22 protein-coding genes are annotated in these 25573 nt (G+C 59.2%); 12 read left to right on the top strand and 10 right to left on the bottom strand.

Annotated elements, in window-relative coordinates; all coding sequences use genetic code 11:
* Positions 1 to 84: 84 nt before the first annotated feature.
* Together FHT87_RS16150 and FHT87_RS16145 are read right to left on the bottom strand one after the other, a co-directional pair.
* Positions 85 to 1608 carry a hypothetical protein gene (locus FHT87_RS16150; protein ID WP_183803211.1) on the bottom strand — a complete coding sequence of 508 codons (1524 nt, stop codon included), beginning with the start codon at positions 1606 to 1608 and terminating at the stop codon, positions 85 to 87.
* Between the two features lie 170 nt (positions 1609 to 1778).
* The gene (locus FHT87_RS16145) at positions 1779 to 4568 is read right to left on the bottom strand and encodes an EAL domain-containing protein (RefSeq protein WP_183731571.1); all 2790 of its coding nucleotides are present in this window, start codon (positions 4566 to 4568) and stop codon (positions 1779 to 1781) included.
* Between the two features lie 405 nt (positions 4569 to 4973).
* On the opposite strand from FHT87_RS16145, the gene FHT87_RS16140 reads away from it, so the two are divergent.
* The 5 genes from FHT87_RS16140 (at position 4974) to FHT87_RS16120 (ending at position 10162) form a co-directional block, all read left to right on the top strand.
* Positions 4974 to 5585 carry a 50S ribosomal protein L25/general stress protein Ctc gene (locus FHT87_RS16140; RefSeq protein ID WP_183731573.1) on the top strand — a complete coding sequence of 204 codons (612 nt, stop codon included), beginning with the start codon at positions 4974 to 4976 and terminating at the stop codon, positions 5583 to 5585.
* 185 nt (positions 5586 to 5770) lie between these two features.
* Positions 5771 to 8128, top strand: a complete 2358-nt coding sequence (locus FHT87_RS16135; RefSeq protein WP_183803208.1) for an EAL domain-containing protein — start codon at positions 5771 to 5773, stop codon at positions 8126 to 8128.
* 26 nt (positions 8129 to 8154) lie between these two features.
* On the top strand, positions 8155 to 8877 hold the full coding sequence (locus tag FHT87_RS16130; RefSeq protein ID WP_183803205.1) for a transporter substrate-binding domain-containing protein: 723 nt from the start codon (positions 8155 to 8157) through the stop codon (positions 8875 to 8877).
* A gap of 107 nt (positions 8878 to 8984) precedes the next feature.
* Positions 8985 to 9701, top strand: a complete 717-nt coding sequence (gene pth, locus FHT87_RS16125) for an aminoacyl-tRNA hydrolase (RefSeq protein WP_183731583.1) — start codon at positions 8985 to 8987, stop codon at positions 9699 to 9701.
* 5 nt (positions 9702 to 9706) lie between these two features.
* A complete protein-coding gene (locus FHT87_RS16120) occupies positions 9707 to 10162 on the top strand; it encodes a GNAT family N-acetyltransferase (protein ID WP_183803202.1) in 456 nt (151 codons plus the stop codon).
* A gap of 24 nt (positions 10163 to 10186) precedes the next feature.
* Here FHT87_RS16120 and clpS read toward each other — a convergent pair whose 3' ends face one another.
* Positions 10187 to 10498, bottom strand: a complete 312-nt coding sequence (clpS, locus tag FHT87_RS16115; protein WP_183731588.1) for an ATP-dependent Clp protease adapter ClpS — start codon at positions 10496 to 10498, stop codon at positions 10187 to 10189.
* Between the two features lie 227 nt (positions 10499 to 10725).
* Between clpS and ychF the strand changes: the two genes are divergently transcribed.
* On the top strand, positions 10726 to 11829 hold the full coding sequence (ychF, locus tag FHT87_RS16110; protein WP_183731591.1) for a redox-regulated ATPase YchF: 1104 nt from the start codon (positions 10726 to 10728) through the stop codon (positions 11827 to 11829).
* A 117-nt stretch (positions 11830 to 11946) separates the two neighbouring features.
* On the opposite strand, the gene FHT87_RS16105 is transcribed toward ychF, so the two are convergent.
* On the bottom strand, positions 11947 to 13017 hold the full coding sequence (locus FHT87_RS16105) for a hypothetical protein (protein WP_183731594.1): 1071 nt from the start codon (positions 13015 to 13017) through the stop codon (positions 11947 to 11949).
* An 80-nt stretch (positions 13018 to 13097) separates the two neighbouring features.
* On the opposite strand from FHT87_RS16105, the gene FHT87_RS16100 reads away from it, so the two are divergent.
* Both FHT87_RS16100 and FHT87_RS16095 read left to right on the top strand, forming a co-directional pair.
* Entirely contained in the window at positions 13098 to 13568 is a 471-nt protein-coding gene (locus tag FHT87_RS16100; protein WP_183731597.1) for a MaoC family dehydratase, read from the top strand.
* The gene (locus tag FHT87_RS16095) at positions 13565 to 14032 is read left to right on the top strand and encodes a MaoC family dehydratase (RefSeq protein WP_183803199.1); all 468 of its coding nucleotides are present in this window, start codon (positions 13565 to 13567) and stop codon (positions 14030 to 14032) included. Before FHT87_RS16100 ends, FHT87_RS16095 begins: the two co-directional genes overlap by 4 nt.
* A gap of 9 nt (positions 14033 to 14041) precedes the next feature.
* Here FHT87_RS16095 and FHT87_RS16090 read toward each other — a convergent pair whose 3' ends face one another.
* The 4 genes from FHT87_RS16090 to petA all read right to left on the bottom strand — a co-directional run bounded on the left by FHT87_RS16090 (position 14042) and on the right by petA (position 17464).
* Positions 14042 to 14584, bottom strand: coding sequence for an adenine phosphoribosyltransferase (locus FHT87_RS16090; protein ID WP_183731602.1), 543 nt, complete (start codon positions 14582 to 14584; stop codon positions 14042 to 14044).
* 114 nt (positions 14585 to 14698) lie between these two features.
* Positions 14699 to 15568 (bottom strand): cytochrome c1, encoded by an 870-nt coding sequence (locus FHT87_RS16085; protein WP_183803196.1) that lies wholly within the window; start codon positions 15566 to 15568, stop codon positions 14699 to 14701.
* Between the two features lie 25 nt (positions 15569 to 15593).
* Positions 15594 to 16874 carry a cytochrome b N-terminal domain-containing protein gene (locus FHT87_RS16080; protein WP_183731607.1) on the bottom strand — a complete coding sequence of 427 codons (1281 nt, stop codon included), beginning with the start codon at positions 16872 to 16874 and terminating at the stop codon, positions 15594 to 15596.
* A gap of 14 nt (positions 16875 to 16888) precedes the next feature.
* On the bottom strand, positions 16889 to 17464 hold the full coding sequence (gene petA / locus FHT87_RS16075; RefSeq protein WP_183803194.1) for a ubiquinol-cytochrome c reductase iron-sulfur subunit: 576 nt from the start codon (positions 17462 to 17464) through the stop codon (positions 16889 to 16891).
* A 287-nt stretch (positions 17465 to 17751) separates the two neighbouring features.
* On the opposite strand from petA, the gene FHT87_RS16070 reads away from it, so the two are divergent.
* Positions 17752 to 18681 carry an endonuclease/exonuclease/phosphatase family protein gene (locus tag FHT87_RS16070; protein ID WP_183803192.1) on the top strand — a complete coding sequence of 310 codons (930 nt, stop codon included), beginning with the start codon at positions 17752 to 17754 and terminating at the stop codon, positions 18679 to 18681.
* Here the strand turns inward: FHT87_RS16070 and FHT87_RS16065 are convergent.
* Complete coding sequence (locus FHT87_RS16065; RefSeq protein WP_183803999.1) at positions 18652 to 20550, bottom strand: ABC transporter ATP-binding protein; 1899 nt, start codon at positions 20548 to 20550, stop codon at positions 18652 to 18654. The genes FHT87_RS16070 and FHT87_RS16065 overlap by 30 nt on opposite strands.
* A 160-nt stretch (positions 20551 to 20710) precedes the next feature.
* Here FHT87_RS16065 and FHT87_RS16060 point away from each other — a divergent pair, with 160 nt between their 5' ends.
* Entirely contained in the window at positions 20711 to 20962 is a 252-nt protein-coding gene (locus tag FHT87_RS16060) for a ribbon-helix-helix domain-containing protein (RefSeq protein ID WP_183731616.1), read from the top strand.
* A gap of 69 nt (positions 20963 to 21031) precedes the next feature.
* On the opposite strand, the gene FHT87_RS16055 is transcribed toward FHT87_RS16060, so the two are convergent.
* On the bottom strand, positions 21032 to 22888 hold the full coding sequence (locus tag FHT87_RS16055) for an ABC transporter ATP-binding protein (protein ID WP_183731619.1): 1857 nt from the start codon (positions 22886 to 22888) through the stop codon (positions 21032 to 21034).
* Between the two features lie 384 nt (positions 22889 to 23272).
* Between FHT87_RS16055 and FHT87_RS16050 the strand changes: the two genes are divergently transcribed.
* Positions 23273 to 23734: a tRNA (cytidine(34)-2'-O)-methyltransferase gene (locus FHT87_RS16050; RefSeq protein WP_183731622.1), complete on the top strand. Its 462-nt coding sequence runs from the start codon at positions 23273 to 23275 to the stop codon at positions 23732 to 23734.
* A gap of 192 nt (positions 23735 to 23926) precedes the next feature.
* Positions 23927 to 25573, top strand: coding sequence for a Na/Pi cotransporter family protein (locus tag FHT87_RS16045; protein ID WP_183731624.1), 1647 nt, complete (start codon positions 23927 to 23929; stop codon positions 25571 to 25573).

The following is a 25573-nucleotide window of genomic DNA, read 5'->3' as shown; positions in this document are numbered from 1 at the left end:
ACAAAGCCCAATGGAGCTGTGCGACGGGAGCAAAAAGCCGGCACGAGGCCGGCTTCCCTTATCTTTGATCGCCGTTGAGAAAGCTCAAGGTTGCTTCGGCGGCGCCGTGTCCTGCCCCTGATCTGGTTCCTGCCCCTGATCCGGCTCCTCGGCATCCGGTCCCTTGATCTGCTGGCCGTTGATCGCCACCGAACCGTCACCGGCAACGCTGATATCCCAGCGCGAGCGGCCATCCGGATCGGTCTTGGCAAAGCCTTTGGCCATCATCATGCCGAAGGAGACCTGCTGGAGGTTCGGGTCGCTCTTGGCAAGCTCCTGGATGGCAGCGATCGACTTGTCGAGATCCCGCGCCAGGACCGAAGCCTGGACCGAATAATCCTTCTGCGTATCGACACGGCCCTGCAGCTTGCCGGTGACGTCGATATCGTAGACGTCGGAGACCGCGGTAAACTTCGGCAAGTCCACGACGACGACGCCGTCATGAAAGAGCTTCTCGGCAGCCTGCTTGCCGCTTTCCTCCGAGTTGTTGCCAGACGAGAAATCGATCTTCATGAACTCGTCGCCGAAGGCGGCAAAATCCATGTCGGGAACGGCGATCTGCATATCGATGCTCTTCGGCAGGAAGGCATGGTAGCTCGCTGGTACGACAGGGCTGTCGAGTGTGACGCCTGCAGCGTTCATGCCGAAGGCAAACCGGACGGCGTCACTCGGCCCGTCGACGGAGAAATTATAGCCGAGGGCCTTGGCGCCGCCGCTTCCAGCGGCAGTCCCGACCGTCAGGTTGTTCGCCGTGATCGTTTCGTTGATCGAGGAGAACAGGGGGAAGGATGCCTTAAGGACCGATTTCAGCTTCTCGCCGTCTTCCCTGCTGAGCTCCTTCTCATCCGCGTGCTCCAGGATGAAGAAGACGATATCGCGGATTTCCTTCGCCGGCAGGCTCGCGACGTCGGCGTCGAAGTCGATCGAATCCGCCTTGATGTTGACCGGCGGCATCTGCGGGCTGGTGACCGTCTCCGACAGCGCGGAAAGCGAACCGTTCGCCTTGAAATCGAGGCGACCGTTGCCGTTGGCGCTGTCGGTCGAATCGAGCCTGTAGTTCATGCCGGCAAAGGTCGCATCGACCTGGTCCATATCGGACTTCGAGGTAATTCGGATGTCGCTGGCCTTGAAATTGCCGGAACGTAGATAGGCGATCGCAGGATCGAAAACGCCATCGTAGACCATCGAGGCGATGGAATAGGTGAAATCCGTCGCCTTGCCGTCCGGGTCCTTGACGCTGCCGGATATGTTGAAGCTGTTGTTGCCTTCGAGATTCCAGAAGCCGCTGTCCAGCGGCGTGGCGAAGACCGACCAGGGCGTCAGCCCGTTCACGACAATCTTGGCCGGGTCCACTTTGCTGAGCAGCTTGGCAAGGTCATAAATGACCTCGTAGCGGTTGCCCGCCGGGTTGACGGTTACAAAACCGCTCTTTGCAAAATCGTCAGGCAACACTTTCGTCAGGCTGTCGCGAAGCTTGTTCGCTCCATCCTGATTGATCTCAGCACCATGCGCTGCCCCGAACAGCGATAGGGCAACAAGGCTCGTTGTCGTGACAAGTTTCAGACGCATCCGCACTCTCCTCAGCCGCTTTGAATGCGGCCATAGGAAGATCGGATATCTTCCGGTGTCAACCCGGCACGTTTGGACAAATGTTATTTTGCGATCATGGCTGGGAGAGTGATCGTACCCTGCCGGGCACTGCCTCACGCGCGCGCTTCCGATCCTGATCTCGCTCCGCCTCAGGCCGCAGTATTGAGCACAACTGATTGCTGTTCCATTCGCGCCGGGCGACCGAAATAGTAGCCCTGAGCCTCGTCGCAGCCTTCGGATGTCAATAGTTCGAGTTGGCTCAGCGTTTCGACGCCCTCGGCAAGCACGGGGATCGACAGGCCGCGTCCCAGCGCCAGGATGGATCGAATGACCGCCTTTGCCTCCTGACTGGTCTCGACTTCGTTCATGAAGCTGCGATCGAGCTTGATCTTGTCGAAGGGGAACGAGCGAAGGGTCTCTAGCGACGAATAGCCTGTTCCAAAATCGTCGATCGCGATCGCAACGCCCTGCTGCTTGAGCGCACGCATGGCAACCAGCGCCTTGCTCTTGTCGACGATGATCGATGACTCGGTTATTTCAAGTTCGAGCCGCGATGCTGGCAGGCCGGTTTCCTGGAGGACGGAACGAACCAGCTCGGCGATGTTTGCATGGGCGATCTGGATGGGCGAAATATTGACGGCGATCTTGATGTCGTCCTTCCAGCTGACCGCTTCCCTGCATGCCTCGCGAAGGACCCATTCTCCGATAGGCACGATCGCACCGCACTCCTCGGCAATCGGAATGAAATCGACGGGCGGGATGTTTCCGCGCTCTGGATGGTTCCATCTGAGCAACACCTCGTAGCCGGTCGTCTTGCCGGTCGCCACCGACTTCTGAACCTGGTAGTGAAGGTACATCTGGTCGCGCTCGATCGCAGCCCAGAGGTCGCGAGCCAGTTTTCTCCTGTCCCGCGACGCTTCGTCCATGGACTCTTCGTAGAAGCAGACGTTGTGCCCAACCTCGTGTTTTGCACGATACATGGCAAGGTCGGCATTTGCGACAAGTGTTTCGGCCGTTTCGCCAGCGTCGGGGTAAATTGCGACACCAACACTTGCGCCGGGGACGATCTGATGCCCCTCGAAATCCATCCTCTCCATGAGCGTGGCTTCCAGCCTCGCAACGAAGTCGTCAAGCTCAGCCCTGTCGTTGAAGCGCTTTACGGCCGCGAACTCATCGCCCCCAAGTCGGGCGACCAGCTCTTCGTCACGCAGGATGCCGTTCAACCGTACGGCCAACGTACTCAACACGAAATCGCCTGCGACATGGCCCATCTGGTCATTGATTTCTTTGAATTTATCCAGATCGATGCCAATGACCGCAACCTTGCTGGACAGTCTTTTGGCAATTGCCAGCTGATGCGACAGGTAATCATTGAAGGTGGGACGGTTCGGCAGACCGGTCAAAGCATCGTGCTTGGCCATGAACGCGATTTTCTCTTCACGCGCCAGCCGTTCGGTAATGTCTTCGAATGTCGTGAGCCAGCCGCCATCCGCCAGGACATTGAACGTTGCAAGAATTGACCGGCCGTTCGTCGTCTGATGCACCAGGGTCTTCTGACCCGAGCGCATGGTCGCCATATGCCTGCGATAGTGATCGGTCGCCCTCGAATCTGCGGCGTCACCATTGCCGAAAGCGATCTGATAGCCGCTGCGAACGATCTCGGAATAGGCAAGACCTGGGCGAATGAAGTCCTGCGGAAACCCGAAGAGCTGGCTGTACCTGGCGTTTGCGAGGATCAGCCGCTCATTGCTGTCAAACATCGAGATTCCCTGGCTCATGTTCTCCAGAGCGAGATCGAGATTCCTCGATACTTCCTTGATGCGATCCCCGTCGATCTTTGCCTGCGTGATATCGCGGGTGATCTTCACATATCCGATGAGATGATGGCTGTCGTCATACACCGGCTGGATGACGACATGCGCCCAGAAAGACGAGCCGTCCTTGCGAAAACGCAGCCCCTCCGCCTCAAACCTGCCGTTGGCAAGCGCTGATTCGAGAGCCAGTTTTGGAAGGCCCTTCTGCTGATCTTCAACAGAGTAAAACCGCGCAAAATTCTCGCCTACAATTTCCGCTGCGGTATAGCCCTTCGCGCGCTCGGCCCCCGCATTCCAATTCGTCACGACGCCTGAAGGATCGAGCATATAGATTGCGTAATCCATCACCCCCTGCACGAGCAGCTCAAACTTGGTTTCGCTCGCACGCGCCTGCTTGGCCGCCCGGAACGCAATGATCGATGCCGAAATGCCCGAGGCCAGCATTGAGATCGATACGACGAGAATGGTCGCCAGAAGGAACGGCTTCGAGAGCGCCTGAGGCTCGATGGCGTTGCCACCCCCTTCGACAAACGAGAGAGCGCCCATTGCGGTGAAATGCATCAAGACGATGCCGAGCGACAGCGCGGAAGCGGCAGCGAGAATGCTCCAGTTCGAACCTTTCCAGTTCTTTGTGAGCGCAAATCCCCAGATCGCCATGGCGACCGATATGATCAGCGCAGCGATAACGAGATGCCGATCCCAGACGACGGTCCCAGGAACCTGCAGTCCCGCCATGCCGATGAAATGCATGGCTGCAACGCCGACACCGAAAACCAGGCCTGCGGCAATGTTGGCCTGAGAACCTGGAAGCGACGCGGCGGCAAGGCCGGCTATAAAGGTGGAGGCAAAGGCCGCGCCAAGCGAAATAAGCGTCAGGTCGCGATCATAGCCGACAACGATGCCCGGATCATAGGCCAGCATGGCGACGAAATGCGTCGACCAGATGCCGAAGCCGCCTGCCGCCCCCGCAACCGAAAGCCAAATCCAGCGCGGCACGCCTTTTGTCCTGCCGGCGCTTCTCAGGAACAGGATCGTTCCGAGATTGGACGCAAGGCATAGTACGGCTGCGACCAGAACCAGCGTCAAGTCGTGTTGGTATGTCAGGCAGGATACGATCGCAAACATGAGAAAACCCATTCTTTTCAAGACTGAGATCGGTCCGGCCGCGTTAAAGAATGGATAATCCGGCGCCTTTGCAGGTAAAGTGGAACCGTCTGTTCGACCTTGTGATTAACGCCCAGACAACAAAGGCTTATCAGCGGTTTCTCAAGGGCACCTGCAAAACACTGTGGATTGTATTGTGGATTGTATTAAGCGAAATATTCTGGTTGTAGTGCCGGTGAGGCAGGGTCGATCGAAAGCCACTGCCGGACCGCTTGCGTTTGCGTGACACTTATATTATAGGCCACGCGTCCGCGTAGACACCCTTGGAGGCAACGCGGATGAGGATGGGCATGCCCGCCTCCGGTCCGACGGCACCAGGCTTCAAGCCCGCTGCGGACTCTCCAAATAACCTCGAAAGGACTAGCCATGAGCCACGAAACTTACGAGCTCAAGGCCGAGGCGCGCGAACGGGTTGGTAAGGGGTCCGCCCGTGAACTCCGCCGCAACGGCTTTATTCCCGCTGTCATCTATGGTGACAAGCAGGCCCCGATTTCCATCGCTATCAGCACCAATGAGGTGACGAAGCGTATTCATGCCGGTGGCTTCATGACCACCGTAGCGACCATCGACGTCGACGGCAAGAAGTACAAGGTTCTGCCGAAGGATTACCAGCTCGATCCGGTCCGCGACTTCACGATGCATGTCGATTTCCTGCGCGTATCCGGCAACACCCAGGTTACCGTTGAAATCCCGGTTCACTTCGTCAACGAAGAAAAGTCCCCGGGCCTCAAGGTCGGCGGCGTTCTGAATATCGTTCGTCACGAAGTCGAAGTTCACTGCCCGGCTGACGCGATCCCGGAATTCTTCACGGTTGACCTCTCCGCCCACAAGATCGGCGACAGCATCCACATCTCGGAAGTCACGCTACCGAAGGGCGTCACGCCTGTGATCGCCGACCGCGACTTCACCATCGCAACGATCATTGCTCCGGCTGCCGGCATCGATGAGTCTGCTGCCGAAGGCGAAGCAGACGCCTGATAGCTTCTACCAATTTGTAAAGCATAAGGCCCGTTTTCCTTGAGGAAGGCGGGCTTTTTCATTGCCGAAAAAGCGCATTTCAGCAACATTTAACACATTCATGGAAGCATGCTCCGGCTGGTTACGAAGTTTCCGCCCTGCCGCGTGACCGCAGAATATTCCGACCCCGTGGAGCAAACGGAACCATGAATAATTCCGTTGAGAACAGATTTTTTGCGATTGTTTGCGGAGCGCTGCTTGTTTTTGTAGCCCCTCTCTTTGTTCTTTTTCTTTTCCTTTCCTCCGAACGCGCCGACAAGGAAATACGCGACCATATTTCCGTTCTTCTTGTGGCCAATGCCCAGGCACTCGCCAAGCCGCTCTGGGATCTTGATGCTGATAGTGTCACCCAGATCAGCGCGACGGTCGTTTCGCAAGGCGCCATCGTCAAGGTAGAAGTCCGCGACCAGTCGGGCCAGCTCGACGTCAGCCAGTCCACCATTCCGCGGTCCTTCGACGGCAAGCTGGTCCAGGTTTCCCGCGCTATCATCTACAACACCGTCGACGGTCCGAAGAACCTCGGCAGCATTTCCGTCTTCTATCCGGCACTCGGTCTCTTTTCCGGCCTGAAGCAGGAAGAGGTCGTCTTCATCTCGATCTTCATTTTTGCGGTGCTCGCCGTTTTCGCGACCGCGCTGATCGGTAACCGTCTCTTCGTCATCCAACCCCTGATGCGCCTGACGGCCGCAATCGAGGCCACCCGCCAGCTTGGCTCCCGCCACCATGTCGATTGGCAATCGAATGATGAGATGGGTCGCCTCGCGCAAAGCTTCAACGAAATGCAGACGAAGCTGGAGAACGAGGAGACCGAGCTGAAGCTCGCGCACCGCCGCACCACCGACATCTACAATCTGACGCCGGCCATGCTCTTCTCACTCGACGAAGAAGACCGCATCACCGCCGTCAGCGACTACTGGCTGTTTGCCACCGGCTACCACCGCGCCGCCGTCATCGGCCGGAATTTCTCCGATCTCGTCACCTCCTTCACCCGCGACAAGTTCATCAGGCGCAAGAGCCAGCGTGAGAACGGCACCGGCGACGTCACTGTCAAGTTCGTCTGCATGGACGGCCGCATCATGGATGTCCTCATCATCGAATCGGCGCTCACGGCCCACGGGCAGGAAGGTCAGTCTCTCTCCGTCATGACCGATGTGACCGAGCTGAAGGCCTCCGAAGACCGCAACCATCGCCAGGCGATCACGGACCATCTGACCGGCCTATTGAACCGCCAGGGCTTCGAAGCCGTGCTCGACAGCAAGATCGCAGCCGCCGATGCCGCCGATCAGGAACTCGCCTGCCTCTTCGTCGACCTCGATCGCTTCAAGTGGATCAACGACAACATGGGCCACGCCGCAGGCGATACCGCGCTCATCGAACTCGTGGAGCGGCTGAAGACCCTGCTTGCTCCCTCCGATGAAGCCGCCCGTCTCGGCGGCGATGAATTCGCCATCCTGTTGCCGGCCAAGAATGCCGAGAAGCGCGCCCGCGCCATGTGCGACCAGATCGCTTCGATCTTCGAGACGCCTTTCGGCCCGGACATGCATCTCAGCGCCTCTGTCGGTATCGCCATCTATCCGCGCCACGCTGCAACCGCCGCCGAACTGCTGCAGAAGTCCGACATGGCTATGTATGCCAAGAAGCGTGACGGCAAGAACGGCGCGCAGATCTTCGATAACGGCATGCTCGATCACGCCCGCCGCCGCGCCGAAATCGAAGCTCATATCGAAGCCGGCCTCGCCGACGACTGGTTCGAGGCCTATCTCCAGCCGATCGTCAATCTGAACGGCCGAGGCATCGCCGGCTTCGAAGCGCTGATGCGTCTCAACCACCCGCAGAAAGGCCTCATGCCGCCTGCCGAGATTATCAGCGTCGCCGAAGAAACCGCCAAGATCGTCCGCGTCGGCAATGTCATCATGGAAAAGGCGATCGCCAATCTGGCGAAGATATCCCGCCTGCCAGGCATGCAGGACACCTATCTCGCGATCAATTTCTCGCCGCTGCAGTTCGAGCCGGCGCTCGCCGCCCGCCTTGCCGCCATTTTGGGCCGCCATGGCATCCTGCCGGATCGTATCGTCGTCGAGATCACGGAAGCGGTGCTGATGCACGACAACCCGCAGATCCGCATGATCGTGACGGAACTGCGCCGTTTCGGCTGCCGCATCGCGCTCGACGATTTCGGTACCGGCTACTCGTCGCTGAGTTATCTCAATCGCTTCCCGGTCGACATCATCAAGATCGACCAGTCCTTCACCCGCGCCATCAATGATGCTGATGATGACGTGCGCCAGAAGAGCCGTATGCTGATCGAAGGCATCACCACGCTGTCGCACAAGATGAACTGCACCGTGATTGCCGAAGGCGTCGAGACGGAAGAGGAGTGCGGCACGCTGCACCAGATGGGCCTCGACTATGGTCAGGGTTATCTGTTCCACCGTCCGCAGAATGCCGCCAGGCTGATCGAGGAACTGAGCAGCTCGCTCTCGGATGTGGCGCGCGCTTCATGAACTGACGAGATATGGGAGGTATCGCGATGAAAAAGCTGCTGCTTCTTGCTCTTCTTACCCTACCCTGCTTTGCCACGTCTGCCTCAGCCCAGACGGTAGCCTTCGTGACCGAGGAATACGCCCCCTTCAACTACCGCGACGGAAAGGTCATCAAGGGCGCAACCGTCGAGCAGGTCGAGAAGGTCATGGCCGATATCGGTATCGATTATACGCTCGACGTGATGCCCTGGGCTCGCGCCTTCAGCCTGGCTCGTTCGACGCCGATGACCTGTGTTTTCGCGACCGCCCACAATGCCTCGCGCGACGGCCTGTTCAAATGGGTCGAGCCGCTTCTCGTCGATCGCAACATTCTGATCACACGCAAGGGATCAGGCGTCTCGGCTGCCAATCTCGAAGAGGCGAAGAAATATGTGATCGGCACACAGCGCGGCGACTACACGGAAGTGACGCTGAGGGAGAAGGGCTTCACCAAACTCGATGTCGCCAGCGATTTCAACGCGACACTGCGCAAGCTGCTCGGCGGCCGCATCGACATGATGCCGATCTCCGAACTCTATTTCGACAAGCTGAAAACCGATCAGCCGCTGAAAATGGTAACGGTGCTCTCCTCCCAACCGATGGGAATTGCCTGCGAAAGGAACTTCCCGGACGATCTTCTGGCCCGTATGCAGGTCTCGCTGGACAAGCTGATCGCCAGCGGCGAACAGGAGCAGATCTTCCTGAGATACGGTCTGCATCTGCTGAAATGACCGGCCGCCTGCCGTTCACGCCCGTCTTTGCCGATTGACTTTGCCACTTGACTTTGCCGCCATTTCGCGGTGGTGAACGCCAACAGCTCTTGCAAGGAAGGCAGGCCATGCTGATCATCGCGGGTCTCGGCAATCCCGGCGCGAAATATGCCGGTAACCGGCACAATATTGGATTCATGGCGGTGGATGCCATCTACCGCCGCCACAGCTTTTCGCCCTGGTCGAAGAAGTTCAAGGCCGAGATATCAGAAGGCGAGCTGGCCGGCGAGAAGGTGCTGCTTATCAAGCCGCAGACCTTCATGAACCTGTCGGGCGAGGCGGTCGGTGAAGCCATGCGCTTCTACAAGCTGCAGCCTTCCGATCTCGTGGCGATCTATGACGAGCTCGACCTGCCGGCCGGCAAGGCGCGGCTGAAGACCGGCGGCGGCCATGGCGGCCATAACGGCATCAAGTCGCTCGATGCCCATTGCGGCAAGGAATACCGCCGTCTGCGCATCGGCATCGGCCATCCCGGCGTCAAGGAACTCGTGCATAACCACGTGCTCGGCGATTTCGCCAAAGCTGACAATGCCTGGCTAGAGCCGCTGCTCGATACGCTTGCCGACAATGCCGAGATGCTGGTTCGCAACGAAGATTCCCAGCTGATGAACAAGATCGCATTGGCGCTTGGCGGCAAGGCGGAAGAGGAAAAGCCGAAGCCGGAGAAGAAGCCAGCGGGAAAGTCCCATATCCATCAGGCGCGCAATCAGAGCCAGCAGAAGCTTCCGACGACCGGCCCCATGGCCGAGATGCTGAAAAAGATGTTCGGCAACAAGAGCGACTGAACGCGATGGCAGGCGGGGATTTCAGCATCCGGCCTGCGGCCGTCGGCGATCTGGAGGGCCTGACCACGCTCTACCAGCACCTCAGCCCGACCGATCCGGTCCTCGCTCCGGATGTGGCAATGGAACGCTTTTCCGCCATTCTGGCGCAGCCCGGCGTAACGGTCTTGATCGGCTTTGCCGGCGAGATCGCTGCCGCGACGGTCACGCTGATCGTCATACCCAACCTGACGCGCAACGGCGCCTCCTATGCGCTCATCGAAAACGTCGTCACCCACGCCGATCATCGCAAACAGGGCTATGCCGGCAAAGTCATCCGGCATGCGATTGCTCAAGCCTGGAAAGCCGGCTGCTACAAGGTCATGCTGCTGACCGGATCGAAAGATCCGGCGACACTGCGTTTCTATGAAAATTGCGGTTTCGTGCAGGATAAGACCGGCTACCAGATCCGCCGGCAATCTTGAGACGCACGCCCTTTCCTCGGGGGCCTATTCCTCGGGCTCGGTAGTAAACATCAGCGGGAAGCCCATCTCCTTGGCAAGGTCGATGGCCTCCTTGGCTTTGGTCTCAGCAATATCCTTTGTGCAGACCACGACTACGCAAGAGCCGAGCTTGTGCGCCGTCATCATCACACGGTAGCCGGTATCCTCGCTCATGCGGAAGACAGCTCTCAGCACCATGATGACGAATTCACGCGGTGTATAATCGTCGTTGACGAGAATGACCTTGTAAAGCTTCGGCTTGTCCAGCTTGAGCTTCGTTCGGGTCTTGGGTTTTAAGGCAATGTCGTTGTCAACCATCGGAAATCCGCCCGTTGATGACATGGGAAGGGGTTTCGATCTAACTAGACTTTTTCGATTGCAGAATTTCGACACCAAGTGTCCGGGAAATCCCGCCAGGGTAAGAATAAGGCCACGACGCCCTGTCGGCAAGGGAGCTGCGAGAAAAGCGCTCCAAGACTTGACCGCTCTCCTCCTTTATCCCATAGCCACGGCCAAGGAATTCTTGAGAACAGCAGGTTTCAGCCATGGGCTTCAAATGCGGTATCGTCGGTCTGCCGAATGTCGGCAAATCGACCCTCTTCAATGCGCTCACCAAGACGGCCGCCGCGCAGGCCGCAAACTATCCGTTCTGCACGATCGAACCGAACACTGGTGAAGTAGCCGTTCCCGATGAACGCATGCGGAAGCTCGCGGACGTCGCGAAGTCGAAGGAAATCATCCCGACCCGCATCAACTTCGTCGATATTGCCGGCCTCGTGCGCGGCGCGTCGAAGGGTGAAGGCCTCGGCAACCAGTTCCTCGCCAATATCCGCGAAGTCGATGCCATCGTGCATGTGCTGCGCTGTTTCGAAGACGGCGACATCACCCATGTGGAAGGCCGCATCGATCCGGTTGCCGACGCCGAAACGATCGAGACCGAGCTGATGCTCGCCGACCTCGACAGCCTCGAGCGCCGCACGGAACAGACCCGCAAGCGCGCCACCGGCAAGGACAAGGATTCCATGGCCATGCTGCCGATCATGGAAGCCTCGCTGGCGCTGCTGCAGGATGGCAAGCCCGTCCGCACGCTGCTGTCCAAGCTCGATGCCGAAGAGACCCGCATCCTGAAGAGCCTCAACCTTTTGACGTCGCATCCGGTTCTCTATGTCTGCAACGTCGCGGAAGGCGATGCGGCGACCGGAAACAAATATACCGAGGCGGTTGCCGCCATGGCGAAGGCGCAGGGCGCCGAAACCGTCATCATCTCGGCGGCGATCGAGTCCGAAGTCGCCCAGCTTCCGGACGAAGAAGCCAAGGAATTCCTCTCAGCCCTCGGTCTGGACGAGGCAGGCCTCGATCGTCTGATCCGCGCCGGCTACAAGCTGCTCCACCTGATCACCTATTTCACCGTCGGCCCGAAGGAAACCCGCGCCTGGACAATTGAGCGCGGCACCAAGGCGCCGCAGGCCGCCGGCGTGATCCACTCGGATTTCGAGCGCGGCTTCATCCGCGCCAACACCATCGCCTATGACGATTACATCCAGTTCGGCGGCGAAGTCGGTGCCAAGGAAGCAGGCAAAGCGCGCGACGAAGGCAAGGAATACGTCGTCCAGGACGGCGACGTCATTCACTTCCGCTTCAACACCTGATCGACCAAAGCATATCGCGCAAAGCTCTGTAGCGTTTTGCAATAACGACATGCGTAAAACCAAGACCCTGAAGCGTGGGAAGCGAATCCTGGGGATCGCGACACGCTTAGCTGCCGCTCAGCCGGGCGGCAGCCTCTCGACCATGCCTGAAGGCAAGACGCGCAGCACGATGCGCCGAAGCGGCATCCAGCCCGTACCGATGACGAGCACGATCACGCCGACGACAACGAGCGTTCCGAAGATATAAGTATCGACCGTTGCGCTCCCCTGCCTGAATATCCCATAAATCGCCAGGCCCAGCGTCAACAGGCCCGACGTGACGAAAGCACGCCGGTCGATGATCAGCCCGATCAGCATCAGCAGCGCGACGATTATGACGACGACCGGTGTCTTGAACGAATTCGCGTCCATGATATCCAGCCAGCCCCCGTCGAGCGGAAGCAATGTCCGGATGCTGTAAAGCAAGGCCGGCGCCGCAACGAGATGAAGCCAGAAGGCGACATCCGATCGTGTCGTCTGGCGGAACCTGTCGCTGAGATCGAAGCCGAGGGCTGCGACGAACAGGCCAACGGCGCAGGCAAACAGGATAACAGAGACGAGCGTGGGATGATTGAGGATGAAGGCATCGTCGCCGCTCCCCCATTGCAGCAGGCGCAAGACGAGCGCGAGCACAAGGGCGAGACCGGAGAAGATTGAGAGTGCCAGAGCAAGCGGCACACGGTAGCGCAGATAGAAAAGCCCCATGACAACGGGGAATGCGACGATGAAACCGTCAATGCCATCGCCCGTGAGCCAAAGATCGGCATTGGACGGATAGACTGACAGCATCATCCGGAAAGTCCAGGTAAAGACAGCCAGCGTCAGCACGACGGCCGGCAGCGCAAGGCGCTGGCGCTTCACGAGGATCTCCGCCAGTACTAGGATTGCCGGCAGCACCGCATAAAGCGACGTGAGCCCCCAGAGGCCTGCAAGGGCAATCAGGATGCCGATAGTGATCAGCACGTCGTGGAAGCCGCGCACGAAACGCGGCGTCTCGGTATCCGACCAGGCCGCCTCGGAAGCTGCTGTCGCACGCTGTTCGACGACGACGCCACGCGCAGCAAGAAACGGCGCCAGCCGCACGCCGGCTTCGGCGGTGATCAACCCTTCGCGCGCCGCTTCATCGAGTATCGCCCTTAGTTCAGCCATGCCGTTTACCCCTACGGAATCATTGAGCCCGTGCGAATGCTATTGTAAGCAATGAGGCCTGCCTATGATGGGAGACTCTGATGCCCGCAGAAAAGCTCGCCTATGAGGATTTCCAGCCGGGTCGGCGCTTTCCGCTCGGCCCGAAAGCCGTAACGGCACCCGAAATCATTGAATTTGCCATCGAGTTCGACCCGCAGCCCATGCATCTGGATGAAGCTGCCGGCCGCGCCAGCATCCTCGGTGGGCTTGCCGCCTCCGGTTGGCATATCTCGGCCATGTTCATGCGCATGATGGCAGACAGCTACGTGCTGAATTCCCTATGCGAAGGCGCGCCCGGCGTCGACTTCATGGAGTGGCGTAAGCCGGTTCTGGCAGGCGACATGCTCTCCGGCCATTCGACGGTCCTGGAGGCGCGCGCCATGCGCTCGCGTCCCGGCCTCGGCATCGTCAAATTCCGCCACGAGGTGGAAAACCAGCGCGGCGAAGTGGTCTGCCTGTCGGAGAATTCCGTCATCTTCGGCATGCGCAACAGGCCGGAGACTGGCGCATGAGAATGTCCGAGCTCTACGCCGTCGGCGAAAAAACCGAAATCGGCGCTTACGTCTTTACCGAGGAAAACATCCTCCGCTTTGCCAGGAAATACGACCCGCAGCGCTTCCATATCGACAAGGAAGCCGCTCGTGACACCATGTTCGGGGCGCTCTGCGCTTCCGGCTGGCATACGGTGGCCGCCTGGATGCGCTGCTTTCTGGATTACTGGATGACAGAAATGCGCCGGCTGTCGGAGCAGGGGTTGGAGCCGCCGAAACTCGGCCCCTCGCCCGGCTTCCAGAAGCTTCAATGGCTGAAGCCGGTCTTCGTCGACGAGACGATCACCTATTCGGTGGCCTTTGTCTCCAGCCGGCCGCTTACGTCACGGCCGGGCTGGAATCTCAACGCCATCCTCTGCGAAGGCATCAATCAGGATGGTGTTACAGTGATCCGCTTCGAGAGCAGCGTCCTGGAATTCGAATAGGCTCGGGGGTTAGTGCCCGGCGAACTCGACGAGGGTGTGCACATCAACGCCGAGATCCTCGAGCTTCTTGCGGCCGCCGAGATCCGGCAGGTCGATGACGAAGCAGGCGCCGACGACTTCCGCGCCGATCTGGCGAAGTAGCTGCGTTGCCCCGACAGCCGTGCCGCCCGTGGCGATCAGATCGTCGACGAGGATCACCTTCTCGCCCGGCTGGACGGCGTCGCGGTGCATCTCCATCTCGTCCACGCCATATTCCAGGCTATAGGCGATGCGCACGGTCTCATGCGGCAGCTTGCCCTTCTTGCGAATCGGAACGAAGCCCGAGGACAGCTGGTGCGCGACCGCGCCGCCGATGATGAAGCCGCGCGCTTCCATGCCGGCAATCTTGTCGACCTTCAGACCAGCGTAGGGCTGCACGAGCTCATCGACCGCCCGGCGAAAGGCACGCGGATTGCCGAGCAACGTTGTGATGTCGCGAAAGATGATACCGGGCTTGGGGTAGTCCGGAATGGAGCGGATGCTTGTCGCAAGCTCCGAAAGCGTATGGTTCATGGAAAATCCGTATCTGCGAGGGCATGAAACGCAGGCACACTATCAATTGCGCCGGACCAAACCAAATAAAAAAGGCGGCTGAGAAGCCGCCTTTCCCTTGGGACTGAGGATCGCTTAGTGGTCGGTCCGGGAGTAGATCGACCGCTTGGTCAGGTAGATCAGCACGGTGAAGATCAGCAGGAAGATCATGACCATGAAGCCGGTGCGCTTGCGCTCTTCGAGGTGCGGCTCGGAAGCCCACATCAGGAAAGAGGACACATCCTTGGCATACTGATCGACCGTCTGCGGCGAACCGTCGTCATAGGTGACCTGATCGTCGGAGAGCGGCTTCGGCATGGCGAAGGCAGCGGCAGCGTGGAAATATGGGTTGTAGTGCGCACCAGCCGGAACCTGGAAACCAGCCGGCGGCTCTTCGTAACCGGTCAGCAGCGAATAGATATAATCAGGGCCGCTTTCTTGATACTGGGTGAAGATGTCGAAGACGAACTGCGGGAAGCCGCGTTCGACTTCGCGTGCCTTGGCGAGCAGCGACATGTCAGGCGGAGCAGCACCATTGTTGGCAGCAGCTCCGGCTTCCGCGTTTGGATAGGGCGACGGGAAGTAGTCGGACGGAACTGCCTTGCGGGTGAACATTTCGCCGCTGGCATCCGGACCGTCCTGAACTTCATAATTGGCAGCGAAGGTCTTCACCTGCGCATCCGAATACCCGAGCTCGCTCAGCGTGCGGAATGGCACGAGGTTCATCGAGTGGCAGGCGGCACAGACTTCCGTGTAGACCTTCAGGCCGCGCTGGAGCTGGCCCTTGTCGTAATGGCCGAACGGGCCGGCAAAGGTCCAGTCGATTTCCTTCGGTTCCTTCAGCGGATAGTGCGGGGTAGCACCTTCCTCATGATGGGCGGCCGGGGCCGCTTCCTGGGCAAGGGCTCCGCCGCCAATACCAGCCACGACAGCGAGCGAGAGAATGCTTGCAACAAGCTTTTTCATGTTTCTGTTCCCTTCCGTCGCGCGCTTACGCATTGGCCGCTGCACCGGCAGCAGCTGTCTTATTGCGCTTCTCGAGCACCGCTTCGGTGATCGAGTTCGGGATACGGCGCGGTGTTTCCACCAGACCGAGAACCGGCATCGCGACCAGGAAGAAAGCGAAGTAGAGGAGTGTGCAGATCTGCGAGATCGTCGTGTACAGGCCTTCTGCCGGCTGCGAACCAAGCCAGCCGAGGATGATCGCGTTGATCACGAACAGCCAGTAGAACAGCTTGTACCAGGGACGATAGACCGCAGAGCGGACCTTCGAAGTATCGAGCCAAGGCAGGAAGAACAGCACGATGATCGCGCCGAACATGACGAGGACGCCGCCGAGCTTGGAGTCGATCGGACCAACGTTGAAGGTGATCGAGCGCAGCATGGCGTAGAACGGCAGGAAGTACCATTCCGGAACGATGTGAGCCGGGGTCTTTAGCGGGTCGGCCGGAATGTAGTTATCGGCATGGCCGAGATAGTTCGGCAGGTAAAAGACGAAGTAGGCATAGACGATCAGGAAGATCGAGACGCCGAGCGCATCCTTGAGCGTTGCGTAAGGCGTGAAACGAACCGTGTCCGTCTTGGTCTTGACCTCGACGCCCGTCGGGTTCGTCTGGCCGGTGACGTGCAAGGCCCAGATGTGCAGCACGACGACGCCGGCGATCATGAAGGGCAGCAGGTAGTGCAGCGAGAAGAAGCGGTTCAGCGTCGGCTGGTCGACGGCGAAGCCGCCGAGCAGGAACTGTTGAACCCATTCGCCGACCAGCGGGAAGGCCGAGAAGAAGCCGGTGATGACGGTCGCGCCCCAGAAGGACATCTGGCCCCAGGGCAGGACGTAGCCCATGAAGCCGGTTGCCATCATCAGCAGGTAAATAACGACGCCGAGGATCCAGAGGATTTCGCGCGGCGCCTTGTAGGAACCGTAGTAGAGGCCGCGGGCAATATGAAGGTAGACGGCGACGAAGAAGAAGGATGCGCCGTTGGCATGCAGATAGCGCAGCAGCCAGCCATGGTTGACGTCACGCATGATCTTTTCAACGGAGTTGAAAGCGATCGTCGTGTCGGCGACATAGTGCATGGCGAGCGTCACACCCGTCAGGATCTGTACGATCAGCATGACGGCGAGCATCGCACCGAATGTGTAGGCGTAGTTCAGGTTCCGCGGAACCGGATAGGCAATGAAGCTGTCATAGACCATGCGCGGCAGCGGAAGGCGCGCATCGACCCATTTTTCCAGGCCGGTTGATGGCTCGTAGCTGGAATGGCCACTCATTAATCAGTCTCCCCTCAACCGATCTTGATCTTTGTGTCGGACAAAAATGAAAAGGTCGGAATCGCCATGTTCTCCGGCGCCGGACCTTTGCGGATGCGGCCGGCCGTGTCGTAGACCGAGCCATGGCAGGGACAGAACCAACCATTGTATTCGCCGGCCTGACCGAGCGGAACGCAGCCGAGATGGGTGCAGGTGCCGACCATGACGATCCAGTTTTCCTTATCCTTGCCGCCCGAGCGGTCAGCGCCCGTTGCCGGAGCATCGGCAGGAAGGTTTGCATTGCGGGCGATCGGATCCTTGAGATCCGACAACTGAACGTCGGCAGCCGCCTTGACTTCTTCCGGCGTACGGTTGCGGATGAAGATCGGCTTGCCGCGCCACTTGACGGTCAGCGACATGCCGGGCTCGAGGCTTGCGACATCGACTTCGATGGAAGCCAGCGCCAGCGTCGACGCATCCGGGCGCATCTGGTCGATGAACGGCCAGGCAACCGCAACGGCGCCGACCGCACCAGCCATGCCGGTGGTGAGATAAAGGAAATCACGGCGAGTGGGCTCTGAGGCCTCGCTTGTCGTTACGTGTTCGCTCACGGCTTAACCATCCTCTGCGCAATTGTCGCGGAATTCCGCCCTGCCCCTCCGGCGGCGGCGAATCTACAAGTACATATTTCGGACATAGATTCCCCACCAATCCGGCGCGTTCTATGCTTGATCGCAAATTATGTCCAGCCTTGGCAAGGGGATGAGGGCACAATGTCGCGGGAAATTTCAGTGAATTTTTTAAGGCAATCACTGGCTTGCAACTTTGCTGCATTGCAACAAACCAGGGGGCATGTTAGGCGCTGGTGAGTTTGCCATGAGAATTTGGATTTGCGCCGATGAGGCATACTGTTTTCTGCGTATTGAGCGTCCTCATCACCATCGTTCTGGCCCTCGTTTCGCTTCGCTACTTCACCGATTTCTGGCTGCTTTCGCTCGTTTACAGCTTCCAGATTCATCTCAGCATTATCTGCGCAATTGGCGCAGTCGTTGCCCTCTTTTTCAAACGGCACTGGTACGGCTTCGTGATGCTGGCAGTGGCGACCTTCCTGAATATCCACGGTGTCATCATGCTGCGCGAATTCGCCGGCAAAATGCCTGCGGAAGATGCGCCCCGCCTTTTCCGGCTGATGTCCTTCAATATCGAGTTCGACAATTTCGGGAACGCCGAGAAAATCGCCGACGCCGTGCTGGCATCCGGCGCCGATGTGGTCGACATCATGGAAGCACAGCCGGTCTTCTCGCAATTGCCGCGGCTGGCGCAGATCTATCCATATCGCATCGGCTGTGACATGAGCGACGCCTGCGATACGCTCGTGTTGTCGAAACGTCCCTTTGCCGCGCACAAGGTCTACGATCTCGGCGCTCTCTGGAAGCAGAGGCTGGTCTCGACCAAGATCGATTTTGACGGAACCTGGGTAGATTTTCTGTTTCCGCACCTCACCAAGCCCTATTTCGACGATTTTCAGGCCGATGAACTGGTGGAGCTGAAGGCTATCATGCAGTCCCGCACCGGTGCGCTGGTGGTTGCCGGGGATTTCAATTCCGCAATCCTCGCCCCGACCATCCAGGAATTCCTGCGCGGAACGGGCCTTACCACCGCCTTCCCGGAACCGACCACATGGCCGGTCGCTGCCGGGCCATTCGGCATCAGCATCGACCATATCTTCGCAAGATCGCCGCTGCTCATCCGCTCGACGAGCCGGCTGGGCGACAGCTTCGGCTCGAACCACTACGGCCTAGTCAGCGATTTCGTTCGCGAATACTGAACGCGCATCATCGTCGCCGGAGGCGAGAAAACCGCCGGACTGGCGTGCCCAGAGCTCAGCATAGAGCCCGCCCTGCTTCAGAAGCATGTCATGCGTGCCTTCCTCGATGATTTTGCCGCAGTCAACGACGACAAGCCTGTCGAGTGCGGCAATCGTGGAAAGCCGGTGAGCGATCGCAAGCACCGTCTTGCCTTCCATCACGCGGTTGAGGTTCGACTGGATGGCCTCTTCCACTTCTGAATCGAGCGCCGACGTCGCCTCGTCGAGAACGAGGATCGGCGCATCCTTCAGCATCACGCGGGCAATGGCGATGCGCTGGCGCTGCCCCCCCGAAAGCTTGACGCCGCGTTCGCCGACATGCGCGTCGAAACCCTTGCGCCCCTGCTGGTCCCTCAGCACTTCGATGAAGTCGAGCGCCTCGGCACGCCTGGCAGCTTCGACAAGCCGTTCCTCACCAGCATCGGGTCGGCCGAATAGAATGTTGTCGCGCACGGATCGATGCAGCAATGACGTATCCTGGCTGACCATACCGATCTGCATGCGCAGCGATTCCTGGGTGACGGCAGCGATATTCTGGCCGTCGATGAGAATACGCCCGCCTTCAAGATCGTAGAGACGCAGGAGGAGGTTCACGAGCGTCGATTTGCCGGCACCGGAGCGGCCGATGATGCCGACCTTCTCGCCCGGCCGGATTGTCAGCGAGAAATTGTCGATGACCGCGTTTTCCTTGCCATAGTGGAAGGAAACATTCTCGAAACGGATGCCCGGCTGCCGGATGACGAGCTCCTTTGCATCGGGGCGGTTGACCAGATGCAGCGGCTGCGAAATCAGTTCGGCGGCATTCTGGATGGTTCCGAGGTTACGCATGATGCCGTTGAACTGCGTCATCAACCGCCCGAGCAGGAAGTTCAGCCTCAGGACCAGCGTCAGCGAAAAGGCGACCCCGCCCGAGCTGATCAGCCCGCGAAGCCATAGATCGATGCTGATGCCCGCCATGGTCACGATCATCAGGCCTGACAGCAGCGCCATCGACGCACGCACACCGGTGATGAAGCGCGTGAACTTCAGCACCGTGTCCTGATAGGCGTTGAAGCCATCGAGCATGTAGCGGTCGCTCTCTTCGTCACGTGCGAAGAGCTTCAACGTCTGGATATTGCTGTAGGCATCAACGATGCGGCCATTGAGCAACGAGGCTGCTTCAGCGGTCTCGCGCGAGTGATAGCGGATGCGCGGAACGAAATAGCGGGCAAGCACGCTGAACGCAGCCAGCCAGAAAAGGACCACCGCCGCCAGCGAGAAATCGAGCTGCCCGACCAGAACCAGCGTGGTGACGGCATAGATGCCGACGAACCACACGCTTTCCATCAGCGATGTTACGAGATCGCCCGTCGCCTGCCCTGCCGACCAGACCTTGGTGACGATGCGACCAGAAAAATCGCTCTGGAAGAAGGCGAGCGACTGGCGTGACACATGCAGATAGGACTGCCAGCGCGCTAGGTTGTAGAAACCCGGCGTAATCACCTGCTGGTCGATCAGAGCGATCAGGAAGGCGACGACGAAGCGAACGATGCCGATCAGTGCCAGCATGCCGAAAAGCTCACTGCCATGGGAGCTGAGAAGTGAACTCCAGCCGGTTCCGGGCTTGATCGTGCTGAGGATATCGACAAGCCGCCCGACGAACCAGAAAAGTGCGGCTTCGATTGCCGCCGACATGCCGCCGAGCACCAGCATGGCGATGAACGGCCACTTGGCTTGGCCGATATAGAACCAGATGAATCCCAGCGTGTTGCGCGGCGGCTGAATATTGTCGCGGGCGCGGAAGGGATCTATCCAGGTTTCAAACAGGCGAAGGATCGGAGTGAGCAGCATCACCGCGATATAGGCCCGTTCAGAATTGCGGCAAAGAGAATAGGGCGGACACAACCTTATATTTTCGTAATGATCGGTAATATCCGCGTCACCTACGCTGATACGGGTGGAAGCAGCCACAATCTCATGCCATGATCGCGTCTTACCGGAGACCGCAGATATGGAAACGAAAACGCTCAATGCGCATCTTCCGCTCCCCCTTGCGGAAAAGCTCGACGCCCTGGCGGATGCGCTGGATGTGCCGCGCGACAGCATCGTAACGGAAGCCATAGCAAACTGGATCGAGCGCGAGGAACGTCAGCGGATTTTCACGCTGCAGTCGCTCGCCTCGAACTCGATCATTGTCGTGGAGCATCATCGTGTCATCGACTGGGCCGACAGCCTCTGCGCCGATCGGGTCCGCACACTCTAAGCGGGCGCCGCCTATTTTCAGCTCCAAAAAAGAAAAGCCCTCCCCACTGACGCGGGAAGGGCTGTTTTGTTATTGGGCTGCGACTTCAGCCTCTTCCTCGTGATCGGCAAGGAAGCCACCGGACTGGCGGTTCCACAGGTCGGCATAGATGCCGCCATGGCTCACCAGTTCGGCATGCGTGCCGCTTTCGATGATCCGGCCCTTGTCAAGCACGATCAGCCGATCCATCTCGGTCAGCGTCGACAGGCGGTGGGCGATCGCGATGACCGTCTTGCCTTCCATCAGCGCGAAGAGGTTCTCCTGGATCGCCGCTTCCACTTCGGAATCGAGTGCCGAGGTTGCCTCGTCCAGCACCAGGATCGGTGCGTCCTTCAGGAAGACACGGGCGATCGCGATGCGCTGGCGCTGGCCGCCGGAGAGTTTTACACCGCGCTCGCCGACCTGCGCGTCGAGCCCCTTGCGGCCCTGCATGTCGACAAGCCCTTCGACAAACTCCCAGGCATTGGCCCGCCTTGCCGCCTCGATCACGTCCTCATCAGTCGCATCCGGGCGCCCATAGGCGATGTTGTCGCGGATCGAGCGGTGCAGCAGCGACGTATCCTGCGTCACCACGCCGATCAGCGAGCGCAGGCTGTCCTGCGACACCTCGGAGATATCCTGGCCGTCGATGGTGATGCGTCCCGACTCCAGATCGTAGAAGCGCAACAGCAGGTTCATCAGCGTCGTCTTGCCTGCACCGGAGCGTCCGACGAGACCGACCTTCTCGCCGGCCTTGATATCGAGCGACAGGTTGTCGACGACGCCCTTGCCCTTGCCGTAATGGAAACCGATGCGTTCATAATGGATCGCACCCTTCTTCGCCGTCAGCTGCGGCGCACCCGGCTTGTCGACGATATCGTGCTGCTTCGCCATCATCTCCATGCCGTCATAGACGGTGCCGATGTTTTCGAAGAGCGCCGAGACTTCCCACATGATCCACTGAGACATGCCGTTGACGCGCATCGCAAGGCCGATGGCGATGGAGATCGCGCCAACCGAGATCGTGCCGTTCAGCCACAGATAGATGGACAGGCTGGAGATAACGAACAGGGATATGCAGTTGTTCAGGTAGACGCTCATATGGAAGAGCGTCACCTTGCGCATCTGCCTGTGCACCGTATCCAGGAACCCATCCATGCTTTCCCTTGCATAGACCTCTTCCCTGCCCGCATGGGAAAACAGCTTTACAGTGGCGATGTTCGTGTAGCTGTCCACCACGCGGCCTGTCATCAGCGAGCGCGCGTCAGCCTGCTGCGACGCGATCTTGCGAAGCCGCGGCACGAAATAGCTGACGATACCGATGTAGATGCTGAGCCAGGCGAGGACCGGCAGCATCAACCGCCAGTCGGCAGCGGCGATGATGACGATCATCGACAGGAAATAGGTCACGACATAGACGAAGACATCGAGAATCTTCATCACCGTTTCGCGCACGGCAAGCGACGTCTGCATGACCTTGGTTGCAACGCGTCCGGCAAACTCGTTGGCAAAGAATGTCATGCTGTGGCGCAGCAGGAAGCGGTGCATCTGCCAGCGCGCGATCATCGGATAATTGCCGAGCATCATCTGGTGCATGATCAGCGAATCGAGGCCGGCAACGAGCGGCAGGCCGATCAATACCAGGGCACCCATCCAGATGAGCTTGTGGCCTTCGTTCTGCAGGAAGGTCGCGCGGTCGGCATTCGTCAGCCAGTCGACGATATCGCCGAGAAACTGGAAAAGCGCCACTTCACCAACCGCGATCAGCGCCGTGAGAAAGGCCATGAGCGCGAGCCATCCCGCCGCCGGCTTGGTATAGTGCCAGCAGAAGGCAAAGAGACCTTTCGGGGGAGCAACCGGCTCCTCGCTCGGAAAGGGATTAAGTCGCTGTTCGAACCAGTCAAACATGAAAATCGCTCCGGAACTTCCGCGTTCCGGTCCCGGCTTCACACCCGCAAGGGCGCATGCAAGCACATATGGGAACCGGAGGCTCAAGGGGCGAGGCCGTAATAGCCCCGCAATGAATCAAATGGGCAATTGGGGAAGAAAAAGCGCTTTATACGCGCCAGGTCACCAACAGTGGCATCACAGGCGGGAGACGCATCAGCACAAATATAGTCATGTCGGCGCTCCCTGTTGGCGATTGAAGATATGCACCGATAACGCGAAATTGCCTAAATTTCCAGCCCCACCGCATCGGAAAGTGACCGCCGAATGGTCAAAAAGCGTCATGTTGCTTCAAAATCACAGTTCGGATAGGTCATTTTCGCATTATCACACGGACAACTTCCCATGGCGGACCTCAGACTGGCGCTCTATCAACCCGATATTCCCGGCAATACCGGAACAATCCTGCGCCTTGCCGCCTGCTTGGGCTTTGCGGTCGATATCATCGAGCCCGCCGGATTCGACATTTCCGATCGAAACCTGAAACGTGCCGGCATGGACTATCTGGCCACCGCTGCACTTACCCGACATGTCAATTGGGAACGCTTCGAGGAATGGCGCGCAGTCACCGGCCGCCGCCTGATCCTCGCCACCACGAAGGCATCGCAGCGCTACACAGATTTCGCCTTCCGTCCCGACGATATCCTGATCTTCGGCCGAGAAAGCGCCGGCGCCCCCGATCACGTGCATGAACGCACCAACGGGCGCATCCTGATCCCGATGGTGGATGGGCAGCGTTCGATCAACCTTGCCGTCTCCGCCGCGATGATCGTTGGCGAAGCGATGCGCCAGACCATCTGGTCCTGAATCGGCAAGCATGCCGATCCTCGGCGGCCTGCATGTCGCAAACAATACTTTGAATCGACGCAAAAGCGCCTATATTAATTAGCCAGGCAATCAATAAATCTGTACAAGCAGTGAGATTCCAATGATTTACTCGACTACGGAAATGTAGAATCGAGATAAACTCTTCAAGAAGAAGAAGAAAAAGCCAAGGCCATGGAATCCACGATCGTCATGATCAATCTGTTCGGCGCGATAGCGCTGCTGCTCTTCGGCCTGGCGCAGGTCAAGGACGGCGTCACGCGCGCTTTCGGAGCACGCTTGAGAACTGGGCTGGCGACCGGCACCGCAACCGGTCCGCGATCGATCCTGTCGGGTTTCCTGGCAACGATCGCTCTGCAAAGTTCGACTGCGACGGCGCTGATGACGGCTTCTTTCGTGGAGCGCGATCTCATCAAGCCGCGCATGGCCCAGATCGTGCTGCTTGGCGCCAATGTCGGCACGGCCGTGACCGCCTGGATCGTCGCGACCGGCATCGAATGGCTTTCGCCCCTTCTCATCCTTGCCGGCATCGTGCTCTATCGCGGAGGCTCCAGCGCCCGTCACGGCGGCGGCGCGGCACTGATCGGCATTGGCCTCATGCTCTTCTCGCTGCATCTGCTCGGCAGTGCGACGGAGCCGATGCGCAACTCGCCGGCGCTGGCGGCCTTCATCGGCTTGCTCGGCGACGCCTGGCCCGTTGCGCTCGTATTGTCTGCAGCATTGGCCTTCATATCCTCGTCGAGTCTTGCGGTCGTCGTCCTGATCCTGTCGCTTGCCGCAACGGGCATCGTATCGCCGGAACTCATCATCGTTCTCGTCCTCGGCGCCAACCTCGGCGGCGCGATCCCTCCTGTCGTCGCCACACTCTCCGGCCCTGCCTCAGCCAAACGCGTCACACTCGGCAATCTCATCGTGCGGACGATGGGCTGCCTGATTGCGCTGCCGCTTGCCGGTTACGCCGCGCCACTCCTGCAAATGCTGCCTTTCGGCCCCACCAAGCTGCCGGTCGATGCGCATCTGATCTTCAACATCCTGCTCGCTGGCCTCGCCTGGCCTTTTTCGCGGATGCTCTCCACCTTCACCGCCCGCCTCGTGCCCGATGTTGCGCAGCCGGATCAGGGACCCAAATTCCTCGACATGCAGGAATTGTCGACGCCCGTCGTAGCGCTTGCCAGCGCGACGCGCGAGGTGCTCAGCGTCGGCGATCTCATCGAACGCATGCTGCTGCGCGCCTCCGAAGCCTTCGAACATAATGACATGTCCAAGCTCGCCGAGATCCCGGCGCTCGAAAAACGCGTCGACCTGCTGCAGCAGGAAGTGAAAGTCTACCTTTCCCGACTCGGACGTGGCGGCCTGAGCGACGAGAACGCCCGCCGCTCGATCGTTATTATCGACTACGCGATCAATCTCGAGCACATGGGCGACATCATCGAGAAAGGCTTGCTGGAGCAGGTCGGCAAGAAGGTTTCGCTCGGCCTGAAATTCTCCGAAGACGGCTACAGGGAATTGCGCAAGCTGTTCGATCTGACGATCGACAATCTGCGCGTCGCTCAGACGATCTTCGTTACCCGCGATTTCAACCTCGCCCGACAGATGATGGAAGTGAAGGTCGAAGTGCGCCGAATGGAGAAACAATCGGCCGAGCGGCATCTGGAGCGCTTGCGCGATGGGCGTGCCGACAGCCTGCAGACGAGTTCGCTCCATCTCGATATGCTGCGCGACCTGAAGCGCATCAACGCTCACATCGTCTCTGTGGCACATCCGATCCTCGATGAAAGCGGCCTTCTGATCGAAAGCCGCCTGCGTGATGCGGCAGAATAG

Origin of the sequence: Rhizobium sp. BK316, assembly GCF_014193695.1 — a bacterium.
Classification (GTDB): Bacteria; Pseudomonadota; Alphaproteobacteria; order Rhizobiales; family Rhizobiaceae; genus Rhizobium.
Note: the sequence above shows the minus strand (reverse complement) of the source record. Positions and strands in the feature narration are given on the sequence as shown.

Coding starts and splice junctions, on each gene's coding strand:
- FHT87_RS16150 (WP_183803211.1), bottom strand. CDS start 1,608: ATGCGTCTGAAACTTGTCACGACAACGAGCCTTGTTGCCCTATCGCTG.
- FHT87_RS16145 (WP_183731571.1), bottom strand. CDS start 4,568: ATGTTTGCGATCGTATCCTGCCTGACATACCAACACGACTTGACGCTG.
- FHT87_RS16140 (WP_183731573.1), top strand. CDS start 4,974: ATGAGCCACGAAACTTACGAGCTCAAGGCCGAGGCGCGCGAACGGGTT.
- FHT87_RS16135 (WP_183803208.1), top strand. CDS start 5,771: ATGAATAATTCCGTTGAGAACAGATTTTTTGCGATTGTTTGCGGAGCG.
- FHT87_RS16130 (WP_183803205.1), top strand. CDS start 8,155: ATGAAAAAGCTGCTGCTTCTTGCTCTTCTTACCCTACCCTGCTTTGCC.
- pth (WP_183731583.1), top strand. CDS start 8,985: ATGCTGATCATCGCGGGTCTCGGCAATCCCGGCGCGAAATATGCCGGT.
- FHT87_RS16120 (WP_183803202.1), top strand. CDS start 9,707: ATGGCAGGCGGGGATTTCAGCATCCGGCCTGCGGCCGTCGGCGATCTG.
- clpS (WP_183731588.1), bottom strand. CDS start 10,498: ATGGTTGACAACGACATTGCCTTAAAACCCAAGACCCGAACGAAGCTC.
- ychF (WP_183731591.1), top strand. CDS start 10,726: ATGGGCTTCAAATGCGGTATCGTCGGTCTGCCGAATGTCGGCAAATCG.
- FHT87_RS16105 (WP_183731594.1), bottom strand. CDS start 13,017: ATGGCTGAACTAAGGGCGATACTCGATGAAGCGGCGCGCGAAGGGTTG.
- FHT87_RS16100 (WP_183731597.1), top strand. CDS start 13,098: ATGCCCGCAGAAAAGCTCGCCTATGAGGATTTCCAGCCGGGTCGGCGC.
- FHT87_RS16095 (WP_183803199.1), top strand. CDS start 13,565: ATGAGAATGTCCGAGCTCTACGCCGTCGGCGAAAAAACCGAAATCGGC.
- FHT87_RS16090 (WP_183731602.1), bottom strand. CDS start 14,584: ATGAACCATACGCTTTCGGAGCTTGCGACAAGCATCCGCTCCATTCCG.
- FHT87_RS16085 (WP_183803196.1), bottom strand. CDS start 15,568: ATGAAAAAGCTTGTTGCAAGCATTCTCTCGCTCGCTGTCGTGGCTGGT.
- FHT87_RS16080 (WP_183731607.1), bottom strand. CDS start 16,874: ATGAGTGGCCATTCCAGCTACGAGCCATCAACCGGCCTGGAAAAATGG.
- FHT87_RS16070 (WP_183803192.1), top strand. CDS start 17,752: ATGAGGCATACTGTTTTCTGCGTATTGAGCGTCCTCATCACCATCGTT.
- FHT87_RS16065 (WP_183803999.1), bottom strand. CDS start 20,550: ATGCTGCTCACTCCGATCCTTCGCCTGTTTGAAACCTGGATAGATCCC.
- FHT87_RS16060 (WP_183731616.1), top strand. CDS start 20,711: ATGGAAACGAAAACGCTCAATGCGCATCTTCCGCTCCCCCTTGCGGAA.
- FHT87_RS16055 (WP_183731619.1), bottom strand. CDS start 22,888: ATGTTTGACTGGTTCGAACAGCGACTTAATCCCTTTCCGAGCGAGGAG.
- FHT87_RS16050 (WP_183731622.1), top strand. CDS start 23,273: ATGGCGGACCTCAGACTGGCGCTCTATCAACCCGATATTCCCGGCAAT.
- FHT87_RS16045 (WP_183731624.1), top strand. CDS start 23,927: ATGGAATCCACGATCGTCATGATCAATCTGTTCGGCGCGATAGCGCTG.